Consider the following 24,389-nt stretch of genomic DNA (forward strand, 5'->3'; position numbering starts at 1 on the left):
GTTCGAGCAGGGCCGAACGGGTCGAGCAGGACCGACAGAGGGAGGCGTCGTGGACCGCAGGATCTTCGGTCTGGAGACCGAGTACGGGGTGACGTGCGCGGCGGACGACGGGCGGGGCCTCTCCGCCGACGAGGTGGCGCGCTACCTGTTCCGCAAGGTCGTGGCGTGGGGGCGGTCGTCGAACGTCTTCCTGCGCAACGGCTCGCGGCTGTACCTCGACGTCGGCTCCCACCCGGAGTACGCCACCGCGGAGTGCGACGACGTGCACCAGCTGGTCGCCTACGACCGCGGGGGCGAGCGCATCCTCGAGGGGCTGGTCGCCGACGCGCAGGAGCGACTGGAGCACGAGGGCCTGTCCGGCAAGGTGCACCTGTTCAAGAACAACACCGACTCGGCGGGCAACTCCTACGGGTGCCACGAGAACTACCTCGTGCGCCGCCAGGGAGACTTCTCGCGGCTTTCCGACGTGCTGGTCCCGTTCCTCATCACGCGCCAGGTGCTCACCGGCGCCGGCAAGGTGCTCGCCACGCCGCGGGGCGCGGTCTTCTGCCTGTCGCAGCGGGCGGACCACATCTGGGAGGCCGTCTCCAGCGCCACCACGCGGTCACGGCCGATCATCAACACCCGCGACGAGCCGCACGCCGATGCCGAGAGCTACCGCCGCCTCCACGTCATCGTGGGCGACTCGTCCATGGCCGAGCCGACGACGATGCTCAAGGTGGGCGCCACCGACCTCGTCCTGCGGCTCGTCGAGGCCGGCGTGCCGATGCGCGACCTCACCCTGGAGAACCCGATCCGCGCGATCCGGGAGATCAGCCACGACCGCACCGGGCTGCACCCGGTGCAGCTCGCCAACGGCCGCACGGCCACGGCCGTCGACATCCAGTGGGAGTACTTCCACCGGGTCCGCGAGCACGTGGACGCGCACCTGGGCGCGACACCCGTCGTCAAGCAGGTGCTGGAGCTGTGGGAGCGCGGGCTGCGCGCCCTGGAGACGTCCAACCTGACCCTGGTGGACCGGGAGCTGGACTGGGTCATCAAGCTGCGCCTCATCGAGCGCTACCAGGCCAAGCACGACCTGGCCCTGGACGACCCGCGCATCGCCCGGCTCGACCTGGCGTACCACGACATCTCCCGCACCGAGGGCCTGTACAACCTGCTCGCCGCGCGCGGCATGGTCGAGCGGGTGGTGACCGACCTCGAGGTCTTCGAGTCGACGGCGGTGCCGCCGCCCACGACGCGGGCCAAGCTGCGCGGCGACTTCGTGCGCGCCGCGCAGGAGGCGCGCCGCGACTACACGGTCGACTGGGTGCACCTCAAGCTGAACGACCAGGCGCAGCGCACCGTGCTGTGCAAGGACCCGTTCCGCAACGTGGACGAGAGGGTCGATCGGTTGATCGAGTCCATGTAGTCGAGCTGGTCGAGATCCGGTGGTCGGGTCTGTCGAGATCCGGCGGCCTCTCTGCGTGGACGCGTTCACGGGCGCCAGGGCGCCCTCCACTTCGGGAGGGATACGTCCACGCGGAGAGGCCGCCGAATCTCGACAGGCCCTCTGGTGGGCGCCTTGCGCACGGTTTTCGGGTGAACGGATACATCGTTCGTCGGGTGGGCATGGCAAGATGTCGCGGTGCTTCGCCGCCGACTGAAACTGCTGCTGGTCCTGCTGCTCGGTGGCACCCTCGTCCTCGGCGGCTGCAGCTCGTCCCTGCTGAATGACGTGGTGCCGACGTCGACGCCCTCGGTGGCGCCCGTGCAGGTGTCGGGAGCTGTGGGCGAGCCGCCCGCCCTCGAGTACACGCAGCCCTACGACGTGGTGCGCTCCGGGGCCCGGACCGTGTGGCCGGGCTCGGGCGAGCCCGTCGTGGACGGCGAGCCGGTGCTGCTCAACATGTACGCCGAGGACGGCCGGGACGGCAGCGTCATCTCCACCACATACATCGACGCGCCGGCCTGGTACACGATGTCGGCCGACTCGCTCGGCTCCAACCTCTACGACACGCTCCGCGGCCAGCAGGTGGGGGCGCGCATGCTGCTCGCCGAGGAGGACGACGAGGTGCCCGTGATCCTCGTGGTCGACGTGCTGCCGACGCGTGCGGCGGGGACGGACGTGCCGGCAGCCGACGGGCTCCCGACGGTCGAGCGGGGCGACGACGGGGCTCCGGAGGTCCGGGTCGACTCGGACGCGGAGCCGCCCGAGGAGCTGCGCGTGCAGCCGCTGGTGCGCGGTACGGGCCCGCAGGTGCAGGTGGGGCAGGTCGTGACGATGCGCTTCACCGCGGTGCGCTGGAGCGACGGGAAGCAGTTCGACACGACGTGGACGCCGGACACCCGCCCGCAGTCCGCGACGGTCGGGATCGGGCAGCTCGTCGACGGCCTCGACCAGGGCCTCGTGGAGCAGACGGCGGGGTCCCAGGTGCTGCTCGTCGTGCCCCCGGACCTCGGCTACGGTGGCACCAGCAGTGACCTCGCGGGCGAGACGCTGGTGTACGTCGTCGACATCCTCGACGCGCACTTCCAGGTGACCGAGGACGAGTCGACCGGCAAGGGCGACGACGGCGGGAGCCCCGACGAGAAGTCCGGCGACAGCGACACGAAGGAAGAGTGAGCCCCGCATGTCCGTGGCCGTCCGTGTGATCCCGTGCCTCGACGTCGACGACGGGCGGGTCGTCAAGGGAGTGAACTTCACCAACCTCCGCGACGCCGGCGACCCCGTCGAGCTCGCCGCGCGCTACGACCGGGAGGGCGCGGACGAGGTCACGTTCCTCGACGTCTCCGCGTCCTCGGGCGACCGCGCCACGATGATCGACGTCGTGCGCCGCACCGCGGACCAGGTCTTCGTGCCGCTCACGGTGGGCGGCGGGGTGCGGTCGACGGACGACGTCGACCGCCTGCTGCGCGCCGGCGCGGACAAGGTGGGCGTGAACACGGCGGCCGTCGCCCGCCCCGAGCTCGTCGCGGAGATCGCGGCCCGCTTCGGGCGCCAGGTGCTGACGCTGTCGGTCGACGCGCGGCGGGTCACGGGAGAGACGGTCACGCCGTCGGGCTACGAGGTGACGACGCACGGCGGCCGCCGGGGCACCGGCATCGACGCCGTCCAGTGGGCGCAGCGCACGGCCGAGCTCGGCGCGGGCGAGATCCTGCTGAACTCCATGGACGCCGACGGCACCACTTCGGGATTCGACCTGGAGATGCTCGCCGCGGTCCGGGAGCGCGTGGGCGTGCCGCTGATCGCGTCGGGCGGCGCGGGCACCCCCGACCACTTCGTCGCGGCCGCCCGTGCCGGCGCCGACGCGCTGCTCGCCGCGAGCGTCTTCCACTTCGGCACGCTGTCGGTCGGCCAGGTCAAGGACGCGCTGGCGGCGGCGGGCATCGAGGTCCGCCGGTGAGCCGGTGTCGATGACGAGCGGCTGTCCATGACCGGGAGACCTCCGGCCGCAGCCCTCTCCGGGTCGCGGCTGCGTCGCTCGGCGACGCTCGTGTGGCGCGGGATGCGCTCCGAGCCCCGCCTGTACGTGCTGGCCGTGGCGGCGTCCGCGCTCTTCGGGGCGGCCACCGTGGCGGTGAGCCGCGCGGTGGGCTGGGCCACGGACGCCGTCGTGGTGCCGGCCATCGGGGGCGACCCGGCGGCGCGGGACCGGATCTGGCTGGCCGGCCTGGTCCTCGCCGCGGTCGCCGTCACCCTCGCGCTCGGCGTGGCGGGTCGGCGCATCTGGGCCGGCTACGGCTTCGCCGCGATCCAGGCGCACCACCGGCGCGGGCTGTCGGGCCAGTACCTGCGGCTGCCCATGTCGTGGCACCGGGCGCACCCGGCCGGGCAGCTGCTGTCCGCGGCGAGCGCGGACGTCGAGGCCGCCACGGGCGTGTTCAACCCGCTGCCCTTCGCGCTCGGCGTGGTGGTCATGATCGTGGTGGCCACGGCGATGCTGCTGGCGATCGACGTGTGGCTTGCGGCCGCGGCCCTCGTCGTCGTGCCGGCCGCGATTGTCGCCAACGTGGTGTTCCAGCGGTACATGTCGCCGGCGGTCACCCGCGCCCAGCAGCTGCGGGCCGAGGTCGCCGACGTCGCGCACGAGTCCTTCGAGGGCGCGCTCCTGGTCAAGTCCCTGGGCACCGCCGACCGCGAGGAGCGGCGGTTCGCCGAGCGCACGGACGAGCTGCGGGCGGCCAACGTGCGGGTGGGCACCGTGCGGGCGTTCTTCGACCCGGTCATCGAGCTGCTCCCGTCGCTCGGGACGCTGGCGGTGCTCGGCGTGGGCACGTGGCGCGCGGCGTCGGGGGCGGTGGACGCCGGGGACGTCGTGACGGCCGCGTACCTGCTGACGGTCATGGCCGTGCCGGTGCGCGCCTTCGGCTGGGTGCTGGGCGAGCTGCCGCGCGCGCTGGTGGGCTACGACCGGATCGCCCGTGTGCTCGACGCCCCCGTCACCCTCATCCCCGGCTCCCGACCGCTGCCGGGCGGGCCCGGCGGCCTGGCGGTGCGGCTGGCCGGGGTGGGCGTCGACGTCCCCGCGGCCGGCACCACGGTCACCCTGCTCGACGGCGTGGACCTCGACATCCCGCCCGGCACCACGGTCGCCGTCGTCGGCAGCACCGGGGCGGGCAAGACGACCCTCGTCTCGTTGCTCGCGCGCCTCAGCGACCCCAGCCGCGGGCAGGTGCTGCTCGACGGCGTCGACGTCCGGGAGCTTGCGGGCGGCGAGATCCCGACGCGGGTGGCGTTGGTGGCGCAGCAGACGTTCGTCTTCGAGGACACCGTGCGTGCCAACGTGACGCTGGCGGACCAGGACGAGGGCCGGGACCAGGACGAGGACCAGGACGAGGGCCAGGACGAGGGCCAGGGAGATCGGGTCGGCGGGACGGGTACGACGCCGGACGACGCCGCGGTCTGGGAGGCGCTGCGCGTCGCCCGGGTCGACGACGTCGTGCGGGCGCTGCCCGGCGGGCTCGACGCGCCGCTGGGCGAGCGGGGCGCGAACCTCTCCGGCGGCCAGCGGCAGCGCCTCGCGATCGCGCGCGCCCTGGTGCGCCGCCCTCGGCTGCTGGTGCTGGACGACGCCACCTCGGCAGTCGACCCGAGGGTGGAGTCCGAGATCCTCGGGTCCCTGGCCCGCGCACGGGGCGGTGACGACGGCGACGACGGGGCGCCCGCCACGACGGTGGTCATGGTGGCGTACCGCATGTCGTCCGTCTCGCTGGCCGACGTCGTCGTGCACCTCGAGGGCGGGCGGGTCGTCGACGTCGGCACGCACGGCGAGCTGCTCGCGCGCGACCCCGGGTACCACGACCTCGCGACGGCCTACGAGCGCGAGACGGCCCGTCGGGCCCGGGAGCTCGCGGACGAGCGCGCCGCGGGGGAGACGCTGGGGGAGGACGTGCCGTGAGCCGGTCGCGGATCGCCACCGCCAGCGAGCTGGGCGTCCTCGCCACGTTGCGCCGGGGCGTGCAGATCTCCCCGCAGATCGTGGACGGGATCTGGCTCACCCTCGCCCTCGCCGTGCTCGCCGCCGCCGGGCGCGTCGTGGTGCCGGTGGCCGTGCAGCGCACGATCGACGACGGCATCCTCGCCACGGGTGGCCCCGACGGCGGGCGGGTCGTGCTCCTCACGGTGCTCGCGGGCGGGGCGGTGATCGTGTCCGGGCTGTGCACGGCGATGGTCAACGTCCGCCTGTTCCGCAGCACGGAGACCGGCCTCGCGGCGCTGCGGGTGCAGGCGTTCCGCCACGTGCACGACCTGTCCACGCTGACACAGGGGACCGAACGACGCGGGGCGCTGGTCTCGCGGGTCACCTCCGACGTCGACACGATCTCGCTGTTCGTGCAGTGGGGCGGCATCATGCTGCTCGTCTCGAGCATGCAGGTGCTGGTGGCCACCGCCCTCATGGCGGTGTACTCCTGGCAGCTCACCCTGGTGGTGTGGCTGTGCTTCGTCCCGCTCTTCCTGGTGCTGCGGCGAGCGCAGCCCACGGTGAACCGGGCCTACTCCGCGGTGCGGCAGGCGGTCGGCGCGATGCTCGGCACGATCTCGGAGGCCGTGGTCGGGGCGGAGACCGTCCGCGCCTACGGCGTGGCCCGGCGCACCGGCCGCCGGATCGACGCCGCGGTGGAGGAGACCCGCTCGACGCAGGCACGCGCCCAGCTGCTGGTGGCGTCGGTGTTCTCGGGCGGCGTGCTGGTCGCCAACCTGGTGCTGGCCGTGGTGGTCGTGGTGGGCACGCTGCTCGGGGTCGGCGGTGGCCTCACCGCGGGGCAGGTGGTGGCCTTCCTCTTCCTGGTGCAGCTCTTCACCGGGCCCGTGCAGATGGCCACCGAGATCCTCAACGAGCTGCAGAACGCGGTGGCGGGGTGGCGCCGGGTGCTCGCGGTGCTCGAGACGCCCGTCGACGTGGCCGAGGCACCCGACGCCGTGGCGAGCCCGCGCGGCCCGGCCGCCGTGACGCTGCGCGGCGTGCGGTTCGCCTACCCGGACGGCCCGGAGGTGCTGCACGGGGTGGACCTCGAGCTGCCCGCGCGCTGCAAGATCGCCGTCGTCGGGCGGACGGGCTCGGGCAAAACGACCGTCGCCAAGCTCGTCACCCGGCTCATGGACCCCACCGACGGGCAGGTGCTGCTGGACGGCACCGACCTGCGCCGCCTCCGGCTCGACTCGCTGCGTGAGCGCGTGGTGCTCGTGCCGCAGGAGGGATTCCTCCTCGACGGCACGGTCGGGCAGAACATCGCCTACGGGCTGCGGCCGACCTCGTCGGTCGAGCCGGTCGAGACCTTGGCCCGCGTCGCCGGAGCGGTCGAAGCACTCGGTCTGGCCGACTGGGTGGCCGGGCTCCCGCAGGGCCTGGCGACGCCGGTCGGCCAGCGCGGTGAGGCCCTGAGCGCGGGGGAGCGGCAGCTCGTGGCGATCGCGCGCGCCTTCCTCGCGGCGCCGGACCTGCTGGTGCTGGACGAGGCGACGTCGGCGGTGGACCCGGTGGCGGAGGTGCGGATCGCGAGGGCGCTGGACTCGTTGACGTCCGGCCGCTCGACCCTGACCATCGCCCACCGGCTCTCGACGGCGGAGGCCAGCGACCTCGTCGTCGTGGTGGACGACGGCCGCGTGGTCGAGGTGGGCGGGCATGCCGAGCTCGCCGCCGCGGGCGGCGTCTACGCGCGGATGCACGCGAGCTGGGTCGCGCAGTCGCGGTAGGGCGGTCGTGACGAGGATGACGTCGGCCGGCGGCGGAACAGGGGCCCGGCGGGCGGCGCGGGCGTGTCAAGATGCTCGGGTGCAGACGCCCACCCTCCCCGCATCGCACCTCGACCCAGCGATCGCCGCACGGCTCAAGCGCGACGAGCACGGCCTCGTCGCCGCGATCGTGCAGCAGCACGACTCGGGCGAGGTGCTCATGCTCGGCTGGATGGACGACGAGGCGCTGCACCGCACGCTCACCGAGGGCAGGGTGACGTTCTGGAGCCGGTCGCGGCAGGAGCACTGGCGCAAGGGCGACACGTCCGGCCACGTGCAGCACGTGCGCTCCGTGGCCCTGGACTGCGACGGCGACGCGCTGCTGGTGCGCGTCCACCAGGTCGGCGCCGCCTGCCACACGGGTGCGCGCACCTGCTTCGAGGCCGGGGGCGACCTCGGCGCCGTCGTCGGCACCGAGCCCGACGACGCCGTCCCCGACGAGACCCAGCCCGACGAGACCCAGCCCGCCACGACCCAGGAGGACCGGTGACCACGCCCGCCGTCACGCCGCCCGCGCCCGCCCCGCTGCCGACCTCCGTCGCGGGGCCGACGCAGGACGACCTGGCGTGGGGCGCCACGTGGCCGGGCCTGGGCACGTTCCGCGTGCTGGCCGCGGATCGCCGCGTGATCCCCGTGGTGCGGCGCGTCCTCGCCGACGACGTGACGCCGGTCGGCCTGTACCGCACGCTGGCTGCCGACCGGCCGGGCACGTTCGTGCTGGAGTCCGCGGAGTCGTCGGGCGGCTGGTCGCGCTGGTCCTTCATCGGCGTGGACTCGCGCGCGACCCTGACGGCCGTCGACGGCCGGGCGGTGTGGCACGGCGACGTCCCCGCCGGCATCCCGACCTCGGGCGACGTCGTCGAGGTGCTGGGCGCCGCGCTGGAGGCCCTGCGCACGCCGCCGATCGAGGGGCTGCCGCCCCTCACCGGGGGACTCACCGGCGCGCTGGGGTGGGACGTCGTGCGGCACTGGGAGCCCACGCTGCCGGCGAGCGCGCCCGACGAGCTCGGCGTGCCGGAGGTGGCGCTGAGCCTCGCCACCGACCTGGTGGCGGTGGACCACCACACGGGCACAGCCTGGCTGATCGCCAACGCGATCAACGGCGACGGCACGGACGAGCGCGTCGACCAGGCGCACGCCGACGCCGTGGCGCGGCTCGATGCGATGCAGGCGCGGCTCGCCGCCCCGGCTCCCGCCGAGCCGACCGTGCTGCGCCCGACGGACGAGGTGGCCGAGCCCCGCCTGGAGTTCCGCTCCACCCGCCCGGAGTTCGAGGCGGCCGTGCAGGCGGGGCAGGAGGCGATCCGCGAGGGCGAGGTGTTCCAGGTGGTGCTGTCGCAGCGCCTCGACCTGGACTGCCCGGCCCCGCCGCTCGACGTCTACCGCGCGCTGCGCACCATCAACCCGAGCCCGTACATGTACTACTTCCGGCTCACCGGCCCCGACGGCCGTGACTTCTCCGTGGTCGGGTCCAGCCCCGAGACGCTCGTCAAGGTCACCGACGGGCATGTCACGACCTACCCGATCGCGGGGTCGCGCCCGCGCGGCGCCACGGTGGAGGAGGACGTCGCCCTCGGCGAGGAGCTGCTCGCCGACCCCAAGGAGCGGGCCGAGCACCTCATGCTGGTCGACCTGTCGCGCAACGACCTGGTCAAGGTGTGCGAGCCGACGTCGGTCGAGGTGGTCGAGTTCATGTCCACCCGGCGGTTCAGCCACATCATGCACCTGTGCTCCACCGTGGTCGGGCGCCTGCGTGCGGGCGCCACGGCGCTCGACACGCTGCGCGCCACGTTCCCGGCCGGCACCCTCTCGGGGGCGCCCAAGCCCCGGGCGATCGCGCTCATCGACGCCCTCGAGCCGGCGTCGCGCGGGATCTACGGCGGCACGGTGGGCTACTTCGACTTCGGCGGCAACATGGACATGGCCATCGCGATCCGCACGGCGTGCATCCGCGACGGCCGGGCGTGGGTGCAGGCCGGCGGGGGCATCGTGGCCGACTCCGTGCCCGCGCTGGAGTACGAGGAGTCGCGCAACAAGGCCGCCGCCGCCGTGCGCGCGGTGCAGCTGGCCGCGCGGTTCCGGTCGCTGTGAGCGGGCATGACGGACGGGCATGACGGACGGGCACGACGGACGGACGGGACTGATGGACGACGAACGAGGGACGACGGGCGGCGGGGCCCGCACGCGCGGCGGGGGCCCGCTGCGGGTGCGGTCGCGCGCCGTCTGGTCGGTGGTGGCGGTCGGCGGGCTCACGCTCGCGACGGCGTCCCCCACCTGGCTGAGCACCACCGTGGCGACCGCACTGGAGCCGACGGTCGACGTCGCGGTGACGGGCACGAGCGCGGCACCGGCGGTCGGGGCCGCCGCCCTGGTCGTCGTGGCGGCGGGCATCGCGCTCGCGATCGCGGGCCGGGTGGCGCGCTGGGTGGCGCTCGCGGTGGTGGCGCTCGCGGGCGTGCTGGCGGCGGTGTCGGCGGCCGGGGTGCTGGCCGACCCGGTGCCTGCGGCGACGTCGGGGGCGTCGGAGTCGGCGGGCGTGACGGACCTCACGTCGGCGATCACGGTCGCGGTCTGGCCGTGGCTCACGGTGGTGCTCGGCGCAGCCGCGGTGGTCGTCGCGGTGCTCGCCGCCCTCGGGTCCGCGGCTTGGGGCGCGACGTCCGGCCGCCACGAGCGGGCCCCGGGCGCCGGCTCCGAGGACGCCCCGGGCGGCGACCTGCCGGACGCCGACGGGAGGGGGCCTGGCGAGCAGGCTGACGAGGGAGGTCAGCACGACCCGCACGACGCGTGGGACGCGCTCTCCCGGGGCACGGACCCGTCGACGGACCGCTAGGCTGGTCCGCGCACCACGTCACGAAAGGGCAATCACATTCCATGACCGAGAACCGCAACGCCGAGGTCGCCTACCTGCCTCCGGCCGTCCCGCCCTCGAACCACGGCCACACGACCGCGGCGTGGACCGCGATGATCGGCATCATGCTGGGAGTGCTCGTCGGCGCCGTCGGGATACTCCCCGGTGTCCCCGACGCGCTGGTCTGGGTCGGCGCCGTGATCGTGGTCGGCGCGCTCGTGGTCGGCGGCGTGCTCCGCAGCATGGGCTACGGCCAGGCCAAGGCGGGCGTCACGCCGCGGCGTACCTCCTCCGGTCACTGAGCGGACCAGCACCGCAGAGACGGCGCGCGCCCACCCCCTCGGGGCGGGCGCGCGCCGTCGTCTCACGCTCGGAGACGTGGCAGGGGCCCCTCGCGGGCGGGCCTACGATGACAGTCAGACGCCGGTGCGGCGTCGCGGGGACGGGGGAGGCAGACCATGACGGTCCTGGAGGACATCGTCGCGGGGGTCCGTGAGGACCTGGCCGTGCGTCAGGCGCGGACGCCGCTCGACGACCTGAAGGAGCGCGCGGCACGCGTGCCGGGCGCTCTCGAGTGCCAGCGCCGCCTGCTCTCGGAGGATCGCGTCGCCGTGATCGCCGAGGTCAAGCGTTCGAGCCCCAGCAAGGGCGACCTGGCACCGATCTCGGACCCGGCGGCGCTGGCGGAGGACTACGCCCGCGGCGGGGCGAGCGTCATCTCGGTGCTCACCGAGCAGCGCCGGTTCGGCGGCAGCCTGGCCGACCTGGACGCGGTGCGCGCCCGCGTCGACGTGCCGGTGCTGCGCAAGGACTTCGTCGTCACGCCCTACCAGGTGTGGGAGGCGCGGGCGCACGGGGCGGACCTGGTGCTGCTCATCGTCGCGGCCCTGGAGCAGACCGTGCTCACGTCGCTGATCGAGCGCGTGCACTCGCTCGGCATGACGGCGCTGGTCGAGGCCCACACCGAGGACGAGGTGCGCCGCGCGCTCGACGCCGGGGCACGGGTCGTCGGGGTCAACGCCCGCAACCTCAAGACCCTCGAGGTGGACCGGTCGACCTTCGCCCGGCTCGCCCCGCTCGTCCCGGACGACGTCGTGCGCGTCGCCGAGTCGGGCGTGCGGGGCCCGCACGACGTGCTCGACTACGCGCGCTCCGGCGCGCACGCGGTGCTCGTGGGCGAGGCCCTCGTGACCGACGGGACGCCGCGTCGCTCCGTGGCCGACCTGGTGGCGGCCGGCCAGCACCCGGCGCTGTGGTCGGTCCGCCCGGCGGCCCAGCCCTGATCCCTCGCAGGGGCGGCGCGCGGCGGGCCACCCTGGACGGCAGCACCACGCCCGGCCCCGAGGCCACTGCGGACCGGTAGCCTCGGACGACTCACCATGCACCGCCCCCACCGAGACGGAGGACCCGTGCCCGACCAGCCCGTACGGGAGGCGCTGACCGAGACCCTGGCCCACCAGGTGCTCGGCAAGCTCGCGGACGTCGAGGGCCCGTACTTCGGGCAGTTCGGCGGCCGCTTCGTGCCCGAAGCCCTGATCGCCGCGCTCGACGAGCTCGAGACGGAGTACCGCAAGGCCCTCGGCGACCCCGCGTTCACCGACGAGCTGGCGCGGCTGCACCGGGACTACACCGGCCGCCCGTCGCCCCTGACCGAGGTCCCGCGCTTCGCGGAGCACGCGGGGGGCGCGCAGGCGGGTCACCGGATCTTCCTCAAGCGCGAGGACCTGAACCACACCGGTTCGCACAAGATCAACAATGTGCTGGGCCAGGCCCTGCTGGTCAAGCGTATGGGCAAGACGCGCGTGATCGCGGAGACCGGCGCGGGCCAGCACGGCGTCGCGACGGCGACCGCTGCCGCCCTCCTCGACCTCGAGTGCGTGGTGTACATGGGCGAGGAGGACACGCAGCGCCAGGCGCTCAACGTCGCGCGCATGCGGCTCCTCGGCGCCGAGGTGATCCCCGTGAGCATCGGCTCGCGTACGCTGAAGGACGCCATCAACGAGGCGCTGCGCGACTGGGTCGCCAACGTCGAGTCCACGCACTACCTGCTCGGCACCGTCACCGGGCCACACCCGTTCCCCGAGATGGTGCGCGAGTTCCACCGCATCATCGGCGAGGAGGCGCGCGAGCAGATCCTCGAGCGCACGGGCCGGCTGCCGGACGCCCTCGCCGCCTGTGTGGGCGGCGGCTCCAACGCCCTCGGGCTCTTCAACGCCTTCCTCGACGACGAGGGCGTGGCCCTGCACGGCTACGAGGCGGGCGGCGAGGGCATCGAGTCCGGACGACACGCCGCGCGCTTCTCGGGCGGTGCGCCGGGGGTGCTGCACGGCGCGCGCTCCTACCTGCTGCAGGACGACGACGGCCAGACGCTGCCGAGCCACTCCGTCTCCGCGGGCCTGGACTACCCGAGCGTGGGGCCGGCGCACGCGTGGCTGCACGACCTCGGTCGGGCCACGTACGAGCCGGTGACGGACGACGAGGCCATGCAGGCGTTCCAGCTGCTGTGCCGCACCGAGGGGATCATCCCCGCGATCGAGTCGGCGCACGCGCTCGCGGGCGCGCTGCGCCTCGGCCGGTCCGAGGCGGCGGCGGGTCGCACCGACCAGATCATCCTGGTGAACCTCTCGGGCCGGGGGGACAAGGACGTGGCCACGGCGGCGCGGTGGTTCGGCCTCCTCGACGACCAGGAGACCGGCGGCCCGAGCGAGCACGAGGGGGACCTGTGACCACGACGACCAGCACCTCGCCGACGGCCGCCCGACTCGACGCGCTGCGTGCCGAGGGGCGCGCGGCGCTCGTGGGCTACTTTCCCGTCGGCTTCCCCGACGTCGACCGCTCCGTGGAGGCCGTGCTCGCCATGGTCGACGCCGGCGTGGACGTCGTCGAGATCGGTGTGCCGTACACGGACCCGGTCATGGACGGCCCGGTGGTCCAGCGCGCCGCGGAGGTGGCGCTCGCCGCCGGCGCGCGGGTGCGTGACGTGCTGCGCGTCGTCGAGGCGGTCGCGGAGCACTCCGGCGGGCGCGTGCCCGCCTTGGTGATGTCCTACTGGAACCCGGTGCTGCGGTACGGCGTCGACGCGTTCGCGCGGGACCTCGCCGGCGCCGGCGGCGCCGGTCTGATCACGCCCGACCTGATCCCTGACGAGGGGGCCGAGTGGATCGAGGCCTCTGCCGCGCATGGGCTGGACCGGGTCTTCCTCGTCGCGCCGAGCTCGACGCCGGAGCGCCTGCGGCTCACCGCCCGCGCCTCGCGCGGCTTCGTGTACGCGGCGTCCACGATGGGCGTGACCGGCGTCCGGGCCACGGTGGGCGGGCGTGCCGAGCAGCTGGTGGCCGACACCCGGGCAGCAGGAGCCGAGCACGTCTGCGTCGGTCTCGGCGTGTCGACGGGCGACCAGGCCGCCGAGGTCGGCCGGTACGCCGACGGTGTCATCGTCGGCTCCGCGCTGGTGCGCCCGCTGCTGGCCGACCGTCCCTGGGCGGAGCGGGTCGAGACGTTGCAGTCGACCGTCGCGGAGCTCGCCGACGGGGTCCGCCGTTCTCGCGCGCCCGACCACACGGCCGACCAGTCCGAGCATGCGCCCCTTCAGGAGGAGACCCCGTGATCGCGACGTCCCTGGTGACCGCCGTGCAGGCCGCCATCCCGAGCCCGTCGCAGCACACCTGGTACCTGGGCCCCGTGCCCCTGCGCGCCTACGCGCTCGCGATCCTGGCCGGCATCGTCGTCGCGATCTGGATGACGACCAAGCGCTGGGTCGCCCGCGGCGGCGAGGCCGACGACGTGCTCGACATCGCTTTCTGGGCCGTCCCGTTCGGCATCGTCGGCGGGCGGCTGTACCACGTGATCAGCACGCCCGAGCCCTACTGGGGCGCGGGCGGCGACCCCATCCGCGCCCTGTACGTGTGGGAGGGCGGCCTGGGGATCTGGGGCGCCGTCGCGCTCGGCGGCCTCGGTGCGTGGATCGGCTGCCGCCGCAAGGGCGTGCGACTGAGCTCCTTCGCCGACGCCGTCGCCCCCGGCCTGCTGGTGGCACAGGCCGTCGGCAGGCTGGGCAACTGGTTCAACCAGGAGCTCTTCGGCGCCCCCACGTCGCTGCCGTGGGGCCTGGAGATCTCTCCCGAGGTCATCGAGCGTCTGAACTACTCGACCGGCACCTCGTTCGTGGAGGGAACCCTGTTCCATCCGACGTTCCTGTACGAGATGCTCTGGAACCTCGCGGCGGCCGCGGTTCTCATCTGGCTCGACCGACGGTACAGACTCGGTCATGGGCGGGTATTCTGGGCCTACGTCGCGCTCTACACTCTCGGCAGGGTGTGGATCGAGATGCTCCGCATCGACACCGCCGAGCACGTGCTCGGACTCCGGCTGAACGTGTGGACGTCGATCGTGGTGGGCCTCGGCGCCGTCATCGCGTTCGTCGTCATCGGCAGGCGGTACCCGGACCGAGAGGTCGGGGTCGCACTGCCCGGCGCCACCCCTGCCGGGCAGGCTGAGGGCGACCGCACCCAGGATGCGTCGGCCGAGGCCGGCGCGGACGACCTGCACGACACCGAGCTCGACACCCAGCTCGACACGACGAGCACCGCGGACGCGGACGCCGCCGGGCCCGACCAGGGGCCGGCCGGCCGCGTCTGAGGCGGTACCGACCGGGGACCACCCGGGGGTGCCTCTCATATTTCCGACGGGCCGAGGGCGTCCCGACCACGTTTGAGCATGACGCGCCCGCGTGCGGGCGTGCAGGAGGACGGTGTTGATGACCACGCCGCAGCATCGGGTCGCGCGGCCCTCGGCCCAAGGCCTCTACGACCCCGCGGCCGAGCACGACGCGTGCGGTGTCGCGTTCGTCGCGACCCTGCGCGGGACGCCCGGCCGCGACATCGTGGACGCGGGTCTGACGGCCCTGCTGAACCTGGACCACCGTGGCGCTGTGGGCGCCGAGGAGAACAGCGGTGACGGGGCCGGGATCCTCACGCAGATCCCGGACGCCTTCGTCCGCGACGTGGTGGCCGCCGAGCTGCCGCCCGCCGGCCACTACGCGATCGGCATGGCTTTTCTGCCGCAGGATCCCTCCGAGGCCGAGGCCGACGCCGTCGCGCGCCGGTTCGAGACGATCGCCGCCGAGGAGAAGCTCGACGTGCTGGCCTGGCGCGACGTGCCCGTCACGCGCGACCTCGTCGGCCCCACCGCGCGGGCGTCGATGCCGTTGTTCCGCCAGGTCGTCGTGGCGGACCCGTCGCGCGAGCTGTCCGGGCTCGAGCTCGACCGCCGCACGTACCGCCTGCGCAAGCGGGCGCAGCACGAGCTGGACCTGTTCCTCGCGTCGCTGTCGAGCCGCACCCTGACCTACAAGGGCATGCTCACCACGGCGCAGCTCGAGCCGTTCTTCCCCGACCTCAGCGACCCCCGGTACGCGTCCGAGCTCGCACTCGTCCATTCGCGCTTCTCGACCAACACGTTCCCCTCCTGGCCGCTCGCGCAGCCGTTCCGGCTCGTGGCGCACAACGGCGAGATCAACACGGTGCGCGGCAACCGCAACTGGATGGCGGCCCGCGAGAGCACCATGGCCAGCGAGGCGCTGGGCGACCTCGCCCCGCTGCTGCCGGTGTGCACCGAGGGGTCGAGCGACTCTGCCAGCTTCGACGAGGTGCTGGAGCTGCTGCACCTGTCGGGCCGGTCGCTGCCGCACGCCGTGCTGATGATGGTTCCCGAGGCGTGGGAGAACCACGCCGAGATGGACCCCGCACGGCGCGCCTTCTACCAGTACCACGCCAATCTCATCGAGCCCTGGGACGGGCCCGCCTGTCTCACGTTCACCGACGGCACCCTGATCGGCGCGGTCCTGGACCGCAACGGGCTGCGCCCGGGCCGCTACTGGGTCACCGAGGACGGGCTCGTGGTCCTCGCCTCGGAGGCGGGCGTCCTGGACCTCGACCCGGCGACCATCGTGCGCAAGGGCCGCCTGGAGCCGGGCCGGATGTTCCTGGTGGACACCGCCCAGGGCCGGATCGTCGAGGACGACGAGCTCAAGTCGCAGCTCGCCGCCCAGCGCCCGTACGGCGAGTGGATCGCGGGCAACACGATCACCCTCGACTCGCTCCCCGAGCGTGAGCACGTCGCCCACTCGCCCGCGTCGGTCCAGCGCCGGCAGCGGGCCTTCGGGTACACGACCGAGGAGCTCAAGGTCATCCTGACGCCGATGGCGGACACGGGCGCGGAGCCGCTCGGGGCGATGGGCTCGGACACGCCGATCGCCGTCCTGTCGAGCCGGCCGCGACTGCTGTTCGACTACTTCACGCAGATGTTCGCGCAGGTGACCAACCCCCCGCTGGACTCGATCCGCGAGCAGCTGGTCACCGCGATCGACAGCACCATCGGCCCGGAGCCGAACCTGCTCGAGGAGGTCGCGCAGCACGCCCGCAAGCTCGACCTGCCCTTCCCGGTGCTGGACAACGACGAGCTCGCCAAGATCGTGCGCATCGACCGGGACCCGCGCCTGGAGGGCGAGTTCCGCGCGGGCATCGTGCGGGGCCTCTACCAGGTCTCGGGCGGCGGCAAGGCGCTCCAGGAGCGGCTGGACGAGATCTTCGCCGAGGTGGACGCGCAGCTCGCGGGCGGCGTGACGCACGTCGTGCTGTCCGACCGCGACTCGGACTCCGAGCTCGCGCCGATCCCGTCGCTGCTCCTGACCAGCGCGGTGCACCACCACCTGCTGCGCCGGGGCACGCGCACCCGCATCTCGCTCGTCGTCGAGGCCGGTGACGTGCGCGAGGTGCACCACGTGGCGCTCCTCATCGGCTACGGGGCGGCGGCGGTCAACCCGTACCTCGCGATGGAGACGGTCGAGGACCTCGCCCTGCGCGGCTACCTCGACGTCACCCCCGAGACGGCGGTCGCCCACCTCATCAAGGCGCTCGGCAACGGTGTGCTCAAGGTGATGAGCAAGATGGGCATCTCGACGATCATGTCGTACCGCGGTGCGCAGATCTTCGAGGCCGTCGGGCTGTCGCACGAGCTGGTGGAGGACTACTTCACCGGCACCACGAGCCGGCTGGCCGGCATCGGCCTGGACGTCGTCGCGGCCGAGGTCGCGGCCCGGCACGCCGAGGCGTACCCGGCGTCCGGCAACCACAAGCCGCACCAGCGGCTCACCAGCGGCGGCGAGTACCAGTGGCGCCGCGACGGCGAGGAGCACCTCTTCGACCCGGAGACGGTCTTCCGCCTGCAGCACGCGACGCGCACCGGCCGGATGGATATCTTCCGCCAGTACACCCGGCGGGTGGACGAGCAGTCGCGTCGCCTCATGACGCTGCGCGGCCTGCTGCGCTTCGACCCCGAACGCGAACCGGTGCCGATCGACGAGGTCGAACCGGTCAGCGAGATCGTCAAGCGGTTCAACACCGGCGCCATGTCCTACGGCTCGATCTCGGCCGAGGCGCACGAGACCCTGGCGATCGCGATGAACCGCCTCGGCGGACGCTCCAACACCGGCGAGGGCGGCGAGGACTCGGAGCGCCTGTACGACCCCGAGCGTCGCTCGCGGGTCAAGCAGATCGCGTCGGGCCGCTTCGGCGTGACCAGCGAGTACCTCACGAACGCCGACGACATCCAGATCAAGCTCGCCCAAGGCGCGAAGCCGGGGGAGGGCGGCCAGCTGCCCGGGCCCAAGGTGTACCCGTGGGTCGCGAAGACCCGGCACTCGACGCCCGGCGTCGGCCTCATCTCGCCGCCGCCGCACCACGACATCTACTCGATCGAGGACCTGGCGCAGCTGATCCACGACGCCAAGAACGCGAACCCCGCGGCGCGCGTGCACGTCAAGCTCGTGTCCGAGTTCGGCGTCGGCACCGTGGCCACGGGCGTGTCCAAGGCGCACGCGGACGTCGTCCTGATCTCGGGGCACGACGGCGGCACGGGTGCGAGCCCGCTCACGTCGCTCAAGCATGCGGGGACCCCCTGGGAGATCGGCCTCTCCGAGACCCAGCAGACCCTCGTGCTCAACAACCTGCGCGACCGCATCGTCGTGCAGGTGGACGGGCAGATGAAGACCGGGCGCGACGTCGTCGTGGCCGCGCTGCTGGGGGCCGAGGAGTTCGGCTTCGCGACGGCGCCGATGGTCGTCTCGGGCTGCGTCATGATGCGCGTGTGCCACCTGGACACGTGCCCGGTGGGCGTGGCGACGCAGAACCCGGAGCTGCGCCGGCGGTTCACGGGCAAGCCCGAGTTCGTCGTGAACTTCTTCGAGTTCATCGCCCAGGAGGTGCGCGAGCACCTCGCCTCGCTCGGCTTCCGGTCCGTCGAGGAGGCGGTCGGGCACGTCGACGCGCTCGACACCCGCAAGGCCGTCGACCACTGGAAGGCGCAGGGACTGGACCTGGCGCCCGTGCTGGCCGCCACCGAGGCGGCGCCGGGCTCGAAGCTGCACCAGGTGCGGACGCAGGACCACGGCCTGGCGAAGGCGCTCGACAACCAGCTCATCGAGAAGGCGCGCCCGGCTCTCGAGGACGCGCTCCCCGTGCACATCGAGGCGCCGGTGCGCAACGTCAACCGGACGATCGGCACGATGCTCGGCCACGAGGTGACCAAGCGGTACCGCGGCGTGGGCCTGCCTGACGACACGATCGACGTCACCCTGACCGGCTCCGCCGGCCAGTCGCTGGGCGCGTTCCTGCCGCGGGGAGTCACGCTGCGGCTCTTCGGCGACGCCAACGACTACGTGGGCAAGGGGCTGTCGGGCGGGCGGATCGTCGTGCGGCCGGACCGCTCGGCCGTGCTTGAGGGCGCCGCGAACGTCGTGGCGGGCAACGTCATCGGTTACGGCGCGACCTCCGGCGAGATCCTGCTGCGCGGGCGGGTCGGCGAGCGCTTCGGCGTGCGCAACTCGGGCGCGACGCTGGTCGTGGAGGGCGTGGGCGACCACGGCTGCGAGTACATGACCGGCGGCACCGTGCTGGTGCTGGGCCCGACGGGCCGCAACTTCGGCGCGGGCATGTCGGGCGGCGTCGCGTACGTGCTCAACCTGCGGGACGTCGCGATGAACGGCCGGGCCGTGGCGAGCGGCGAGCTCGACGTGGGGCCGCTGGACGACGAGGACTGGGCCCGCGTGCGCGGGCTGCTGGAGCGGCACCGCGAGGAGACGGGCTCGCCCGTGGCGGCGGAGCTGCTCGAGGAGGCCGACGTCAGGGCGCGCTTCTCGCGCGTCGTGCCGGTGGGCTGGGCGCGCGTGCGCGCTGCCCTGGCCGACGCGGAGGCCGCCGGGAAGACGCTGGGCGAGGGCGACGACTTCGACCCCGCGATGTGGGAGCGGATCATGGAGGTGGCGCGTGGCTGACCCCCGCGGATTCCTGAAGGTGCGGGAGCGCGAGCTCCCTCCCAACCGTCCGGTCGAGGTGCGCCTGCGCGACTGGAAGGACACGCACGACCACCGGGAGGACGGGCAGCCCTTCCTGAAGGAGCAGGCCGGCCGCTGTATGGACTGCGGCATCCCGTTCTGCCACCAGGGCTGCCCGCTGGGCAACCTCATCCCCGAGTGGAACGACCTGGTGTGGCGGGGCCAGTGGGCCGACGCCATCGAGCGCCTGCACGCGACCAACAACTTCCCGGAGTTCACCGGTCGCGTCTGCCCGGCGCCGTGTGAGACGAGCTGCGTGCTGGGCATCAACCAGCCCGCGGTGACGATCAAGAACGTCGAGGTCTCGATCATCGACGAGGCGTTCGCCCGCGGCCTGGTCACGCCCCAGGTGCCTCAGCGGCTCACGGGCTCGACCGTCGCCGTCGTCGGCTCCGGCCCGGCCGGCCTCGCGGCGGCCCAGCAGCTCACCCGGGCCGGCCACACCGTCGTCGTGTACGAGCGGGACGACGCGATCGGCGGCCTGCTGCGCTACGGCATCCCGGACTTCAAGCTGGAGAAGCTGCACATCGACCGGCGCCTGGCGCAGATGGAGGCTGAGGGCACCAGGTTCCGGCCGGGCGTCGCGATCGGCCGGGACATCACCTGGGACGCGTTGCGCCGGCGGTTCGACGCCGTCGTCGTCGCGACCGGCGCCACCGTGCCGCGTGACCTGGGCCTGCCCGGCCGCAACCTGGCGGGCATCCACGTCGCGATGGACTTCCTGACGCCGTCCAACAAGGCGGTGCAAGGGAACCACGTCGAGGGCGCCCCGAGCGCCGAGGGCAAGCGCGTCGTCATCATCGGCGGCGGCGACACCGGCTCCGACTGTCTCGGCACGTCGCTGCGGCAGGGAGCCGCGAGCGTCACGACGCTGGCGATCGGCAAGAAGCCGCCGCTCGAGCGGTCGGCGACCCAGCCGTGGCCCACCGACCCGATCGTCTTCGAGGTCTCGACGTCCCACGAGGAGGGCGGTGAGCGCACCTACCTCGCCTCGACGGTAGAGTTCGTGGGCGACGGGTACGGCAACGTCCGCTCCCTGCGGGTCGCGGAGACCGAGTACCTGCCGGACGGTCGTCGGGCGCCCAAGCCGGGCACCGAGCACGAGATCCCGGCCGACCTGGTGCTGATCGCCATGGGCTTCACGGGTCCGGAGACGGACGAGCTGGAGACGCAGACCGGCGCGGAGCTGACCAGCCGTGGGCTCGTGCGGCGCGGCGACGACTACGCCACCAGCGTGCCTGGCGTGTTCGCGACGGGCGACGCCGGCCGGGGGCAGTCGCTGATCGTCTGGGCGATCGCGGAGGGGCGCGCCACGGCGGCCGCCGTCGACGCCTACCTGCAGGGCAGCACCGAGCTGCCCGCGCCGGTGGGCCCGCGGACGGTCGCGCTGCGAGGATAAGCAGTACAAGGATGAAGCAGTACCCGGGTGCCGGGACCGGCACCCGGTGCCGGTCCCGGTTCGCGCCGGGGCCGATCGACGACGAGGCTGGAGACATGCGCAGAGCGAAGATCGTGTGCACCATCGGACCCGCGACGGAGTCCCCGGAGAAGCTCCGGGAGCTGGTCGACGCGGGCATGGACGTGGCCCGGATCAACCGGAGCCACGGCGAGCAGGCGGAGCACGAGGCCGTCTACCACGGTGTACGAGCGGCGGCGAAGGACTCCGGTCGTAACGTCGCGGTCCTCGTCGACCTGCAGGGTCCGAAGATCCGGCTCGGCCGGTTCGCGGGCGACGTGAAGCACTTCCTCAACGAGGGCGACACCTTCACCATCACCACGGAGGAGGTCGCGGGCACCAAGGAGCTCGTCTCGACCACCCACAAGGGCCTGCCGAACGACGCCCGCGTCGGCGACCCGATCCTGATCGACGACGGCAAGGTCCGCGTGCGGGTCACCGCCGTCGAGGGCCCGCGCGTCGTGACGACGGTCGAGGTGGGCGGCCCGGTCTCGAACAACAAGGGTCTGAACCTGCCGGGCGTCGCGGTCTCCGTTCCCGCGCTGTCGGAGAAGGACACCGACGACCTGCGCTGGGCGCTTCGCCTGGGCGCGGACATCATCGCGCTGTCGTTCGTGCGGTCCGCGAAGGACTACGACGACGTCGCGCAGATCATGGCCGAGGAGGGGCGCACCGTGCCCGTCGTCGCCAAGATCGAGAAGCCGCAGGCGGTGGAGAACCTCGAGGAGGTCGTCGCCGCGTTCGACGCCTTCATGGTGGCCCGTGGCGACCTTGCCGTGGAGATGCCGCTCGAGCAGGTGCCGCTGGTGCAGAAGCGCATCGTGGAGCTCGCGCGCCGCAACGCGAAGCCGGTCATCGTCGCGACGCAGGTGCTGGAGTCCATGACGACCAGCCCCACCCCGACGCGCGCCGAGGCCTCCGACTGCGCGAACGCCGTGCTCGACGGCGCGGACGCGGTCATGCTCTCGGGCGAGACCAGCGTCGGCGACTACCCGATCGTCACCGTGCAGACGATGGCGCGGATCATCGAGGCGACGGAGGAGGCGGGTCGCGAGCGGATCGCGCCGCTCGGCTCGACGCCGCACACGCGTGGCGGCATCATCACCCGCGCCGCCGCGGAGATCGGCGACTCGCTCGGCGTGAAGTACCTCGTGACCTTCACGCAGTCGGGCGACTCCGCGAAGCGCATGTCGCGCCTGCGCTCGGGGATCCCGCTGCTGGCGTTCACCCCGGAGGAGAGCGTGCGCAACGTCCTCGCGCTCACGTGGGGCACCACCTCCTACCAGGTGCCGCGGGTCGAGAGCGTCGACGCGATGGTCGGCCAGGTCGACTCGACCCTGCGCGCGAACGGGCTCGCGGAGCCCGGCGACCGCGTGGTGATCGTCTCCGGCGCCCCGGTGGGCGTCCCCGGGACGACGAACTCGATCCTCGTGCACCAGGTCGGCAGCCACAGCGACATGTGAGCCCGTCCCGGGTCGGCAGCGACCCGGTCGACCTCGAGCACGAAAAGGACCCCGTACCGCTCCGGCGGTGCGGGGTCCTCGTCGTGGTGTCCGGGCCTGAGGGGTACCCCGAGCGGGATTCGAACCCGCAACACTCCGATTTTGAGTCGGATGCCTCTGCCAGTTGGGCTACCGGGGCGTGCGTGGACCATCGAACCACAACGGCAGGGGGCCGCCCAATCGCGCGCAGCGGGGCGAACGGCACCTCGCCGGGTCGCATGCGTCACACCGGTGACCGCACGCGACCTGCCTCCCGCGGACTAGGATGTGGGACGTGACCGACGAGAAGCCCAACGACGAGACCGGGGCGACGGTGCCGCTCGACCTGCCGCCCATGATCGACCAGGCGCCGGAGGAGGCGCCGAAGCCGACGAACGAACGGCCGGCCCGCCGGGCCGTCGTCGTCGAGGACGAGGCGCTCATCCGGATGGATGTCGTCGAGACCCTGCGCGAGGCGGGGTTCGAGGTCGTCGGCGAGGCCGGCGACGGCGAGACCGCGGTGCAGCTGGCGATCGAGCTCAAGCCCGACGTCGTGGTCATGGACGTCAAGATGCCCGAGCTCGACGGCATCTCCGCGGCCGAGCGGATCGGCAAGGCCCACGCCGCCCCGGTCGTCCTGCTCACGGCGTTCTCGCAGACGGAGCTCGTCGAGCGGGCGCGTGACGCCGGCGCGATGGCGTACGTCGTCAAGCCGTTCACCCCGGCCGACCTGCTGCCGGCGGTGGAGATCGCGATCTCCCGCTACCAGCAGATCGGTGCGCTCGAGTCGGAGGTCGCGGACCTCACCGAGCGGTTCGAGACCCGCAAGCGCGTCGACCGCGCCAAGGGCCTGCTCATGACCAAGATGGGTCTGAGCGAGCCGGAGTCCTTCCGCTGGATCCAGAAGACGTCGATGGACCGTCGCCTCACGATGCGCGAGGTCGCCGACGCCGTGATCGAGCAGGTCGGCGGCGCCTGACCCGCGGGCCGTGATCCGGCCGTAGGACACGTTCCTGCGGCCGGGCCACGGCCATTGTGCGACACCCCCACGGCCGCTATCGTCGCGTGGGTGTCGTGACCAATCTGTGATATTCATGCTTCAACGACCGTGAGGCCGGGCGCCGCCCGAGCCGAGGTCCGGGGCGACGACGGGAACGTTCCCGCGTGCACGGGCCACGGTCCTCGTCGAGGAGGTGCCGATGCGTGCAACGGTCGAGGTCCGGCCGGCCGGCCGGGACGACATGGTCGACGTCGCGCACCTGGCCGAGCGCGCCGTCGAGGAGTCGCCGACCGTCGTGCAGGGGCCGCCCGCCGAAACCTCGCGTCTGCTGGAGCACCTGAGCGTGCTCGTCGGGGCCGGCGGGCAGGTGCTCGTCGCGACCCACGAGGACGAGGTCTGCGGCTTCGCTGTGCTGCGCGTCATCGACCCTCTCCTGTTCGCGACCACGACGAGCCTGTACGTCGACGCTGTCTTCGTCTCGCCCGCCGCCCGGCGGCGTGGCGTCGGGCACGCGCTGCTCGCCTCGGCGGCCGCGACGGCCGCGGACCGAGGTGCGGAGAACGTGTACTGCGCCCCCGCCCCGGGTGCCCGCGGGATGCACCGGTTCCTCGCGCGTCTCGGGTTCGCGCCCACGTCCGGCCACCGCGTGGTGGCCGCGGCCACGCTCCAGCGACGCCTCGTCCAGGAAGGGCCGCGGTCGTCGCGAGCGGCGGCGCGCGTCGGCCGGCGGGCCGCCACTCGGGCCGCCATCGAGGACCTCGTCGCCCGCCGCCGTCGCGCGCGGGCCGCGGGGCTACCCACCGGTCCGGTCGACCTGCGGGTGTTCCAGGCCGAGCGGGACGCGGCCCTGCACGAGGCGACCGGACGGGCCGCGGAGAACCAGGCAGGCGACGCCGTCGACGCCGTGGTGGACGGCGCCACCGCGCTCGGGATCGTCCCCCGCCGGGACACCAGCGAGCCCATCCCCTCCTGAGGTCCGGGGGCCGGGCTTGAT

18 protein-coding genes and 1 tRNA gene are annotated in these 24,389 nt (G+C 73.4%); 18 read left to right on the forward strand and 1 reads right to left on the reverse strand.

Annotation, left to right across the window (positions count from 1 at the left end):
• Positions 1-49: 49 nt before the first annotated feature.
• The 16 genes from pafA (at position 50) to pyk (ending at position 22,377) form a co-directional block, all read left to right on the forward strand.
• The gene (gene pafA / locus AC1C2V_RS08615; RefSeq protein ID WP_495389184.1) at positions 50-1,411 is read left to right on the forward strand and encodes a Pup--protein ligase; all 1,362 of its coding nucleotides are present in this window, start codon (positions 50-52) and stop codon (positions 1,409-1,411) included.
• Positions 1,412-1,627: 216 nt separating this feature from the next.
• Positions 1,628-2,605 carry an FKBP-type peptidyl-prolyl cis-trans isomerase gene (locus AC1C2V_RS08620; RefSeq protein WP_495389185.1) on the forward strand — a complete coding sequence of 326 codons (978 nt, stop codon included), beginning with the start codon at positions 1,628-1,630 and terminating at the stop codon, positions 2,603-2,605.
• Positions 2,606-2,612: 7 nt separating this feature from the next.
• Entirely contained in the window at positions 2,613-3,386 is a 774-nt protein-coding gene (gene hisF / locus AC1C2V_RS08625) for an imidazole glycerol phosphate synthase subunit HisF (protein ID WP_495389186.1), read from the forward strand.
• Positions 3,387-3,413: 27 nt separating this feature from the next.
• Positions 3,414-5,381 (forward strand): ABC transporter ATP-binding protein, encoded by a 1,968-nt coding sequence (locus AC1C2V_RS08630; protein ID WP_495389187.1) that lies wholly within the window; start codon positions 3,414-3,416, stop codon positions 5,379-5,381.
• A complete protein-coding gene (locus tag AC1C2V_RS08635; protein WP_495389188.1) occupies positions 5,378-7,177 on the forward strand; it encodes an ABC transporter ATP-binding protein in 1,800 nt (599 codons plus the stop codon). The genes AC1C2V_RS08630 and AC1C2V_RS08635 overlap by 4 nt, the downstream gene beginning before the upstream one ends.
• A gap of 79 nt (positions 7,178-7,256) precedes the next feature.
• Positions 7,257-7,706: a phosphoribosyl-AMP cyclohydrolase gene (gene hisI / locus AC1C2V_RS08640; protein ID WP_495389189.1), complete on the forward strand. Its 450-nt coding sequence runs from the start codon at positions 7,257-7,259 to the stop codon at positions 7,704-7,706.
• A 35-nt stretch (positions 7,707-7,741) separates the two neighbouring features.
• The gene (locus AC1C2V_RS08645) at positions 7,742-9,307 is read left to right on the forward strand and encodes an anthranilate synthase component I (protein WP_495389493.1); all 1,566 of its coding nucleotides are present in this window, start codon (positions 7,742-7,744) and stop codon (positions 9,305-9,307) included.
• A 52-nt stretch (positions 9,308-9,359) separates the two neighbouring features.
• Positions 9,360-10,049, forward strand: coding sequence for a Trp biosynthesis-associated membrane protein (locus AC1C2V_RS08650; RefSeq protein ID WP_495389190.1), 690 nt, complete (start codon positions 9,360-9,362; stop codon positions 10,047-10,049).
• 41 nt (positions 10,050-10,090) lie between these two features.
• Positions 10,091-10,369, forward strand: coding sequence for an HGxxPAAW family protein (locus AC1C2V_RS08655; RefSeq protein ID WP_495389191.1), 279 nt, complete (start codon positions 10,091-10,093; stop codon positions 10,367-10,369).
• Between the two features lie 156 nt (positions 10,370-10,525).
• Positions 10,526-11,350, forward strand: coding sequence for an indole-3-glycerol phosphate synthase TrpC (gene trpC, locus AC1C2V_RS08660; protein WP_495389192.1), 825 nt, complete (start codon positions 10,526-10,528; stop codon positions 11,348-11,350).
• Positions 11,351-11,446: 96 nt separating this feature from the next.
• Positions 11,447-12,793, forward strand: coding sequence for a tryptophan synthase subunit beta (trpB, locus tag AC1C2V_RS08665; RefSeq protein ID WP_495389193.1), 1,347 nt, complete (start codon positions 11,447-11,449; stop codon positions 12,791-12,793).
• Positions 12,790-13,674, forward strand: coding sequence for a tryptophan synthase subunit alpha (gene trpA / locus AC1C2V_RS08670; RefSeq protein WP_495389194.1), 885 nt, complete (start codon positions 12,790-12,792; stop codon positions 13,672-13,674). Before trpB ends, trpA begins: the two co-directional genes overlap by 4 nt.
• Positions 13,674-14,705, forward strand: a complete 1,032-nt coding sequence (lgt, locus tag AC1C2V_RS08675; RefSeq protein WP_495389494.1) for a prolipoprotein diacylglyceryl transferase — start codon at positions 13,674-13,676, stop codon at positions 14,703-14,705. The genes trpA and lgt overlap by 1 nt, the downstream gene beginning before the upstream one ends.
• A 118-nt stretch (positions 14,706-14,823) precedes the next feature.
• Positions 14,824-19,398 carry a glutamate synthase large subunit gene (gene gltB / locus AC1C2V_RS08680; protein ID WP_495389195.1) on the forward strand — a complete coding sequence of 1,525 codons (4,575 nt, stop codon included), beginning with the start codon at positions 14,824-14,826 and terminating at the stop codon, positions 19,396-19,398.
• The gene (locus AC1C2V_RS08685; RefSeq protein WP_495389196.1) at positions 19,391-20,857 is read left to right on the forward strand and encodes a glutamate synthase subunit beta; all 1,467 of its coding nucleotides are present in this window, start codon (positions 19,391-19,393) and stop codon (positions 20,855-20,857) included. Before gltB ends, AC1C2V_RS08685 begins: the two co-directional genes overlap by 8 nt.
• Before the next feature lie 95 nt (positions 20,858-20,952).
• Positions 20,953-22,377 carry a pyruvate kinase gene (gene pyk, locus AC1C2V_RS08690; RefSeq protein WP_495389197.1) on the forward strand — a complete coding sequence of 475 codons (1,425 nt, stop codon included), beginning with the start codon at positions 20,953-20,955 and terminating at the stop codon, positions 22,375-22,377.
• A gap of 104 nt (positions 22,378-22,481) precedes the next feature.
• Here pyk and AC1C2V_RS08695 read toward each other — a convergent pair.
• Positions 22,482-22,555, reverse strand: a tRNA-Leu gene (locus AC1C2V_RS08695).
• Positions 22,556-22,750: 195 nt separating this feature from the next.
• On the opposite strand from AC1C2V_RS08695, the gene AC1C2V_RS08700 reads away from it, so the two are divergent.
• Positions 22,751-23,374, forward strand: coding sequence for an ANTAR domain-containing response regulator (locus AC1C2V_RS08700; protein ID WP_495389495.1), 624 nt, complete (start codon positions 22,751-22,753; stop codon positions 23,372-23,374).
• 220 nt (positions 23,375-23,594) lie between these two features.
• Complete coding sequence (locus AC1C2V_RS08705; RefSeq protein WP_495389198.1) at positions 23,595-24,368, forward strand: GNAT family N-acetyltransferase; 774 nt, start codon at positions 23,595-23,597, stop codon at positions 24,366-24,368.
• Positions 24,369-24,389 lie beyond the last annotated feature (21 nt).

This window comes from Isoptericola sp. Y541, assembly GCF_059445465.1.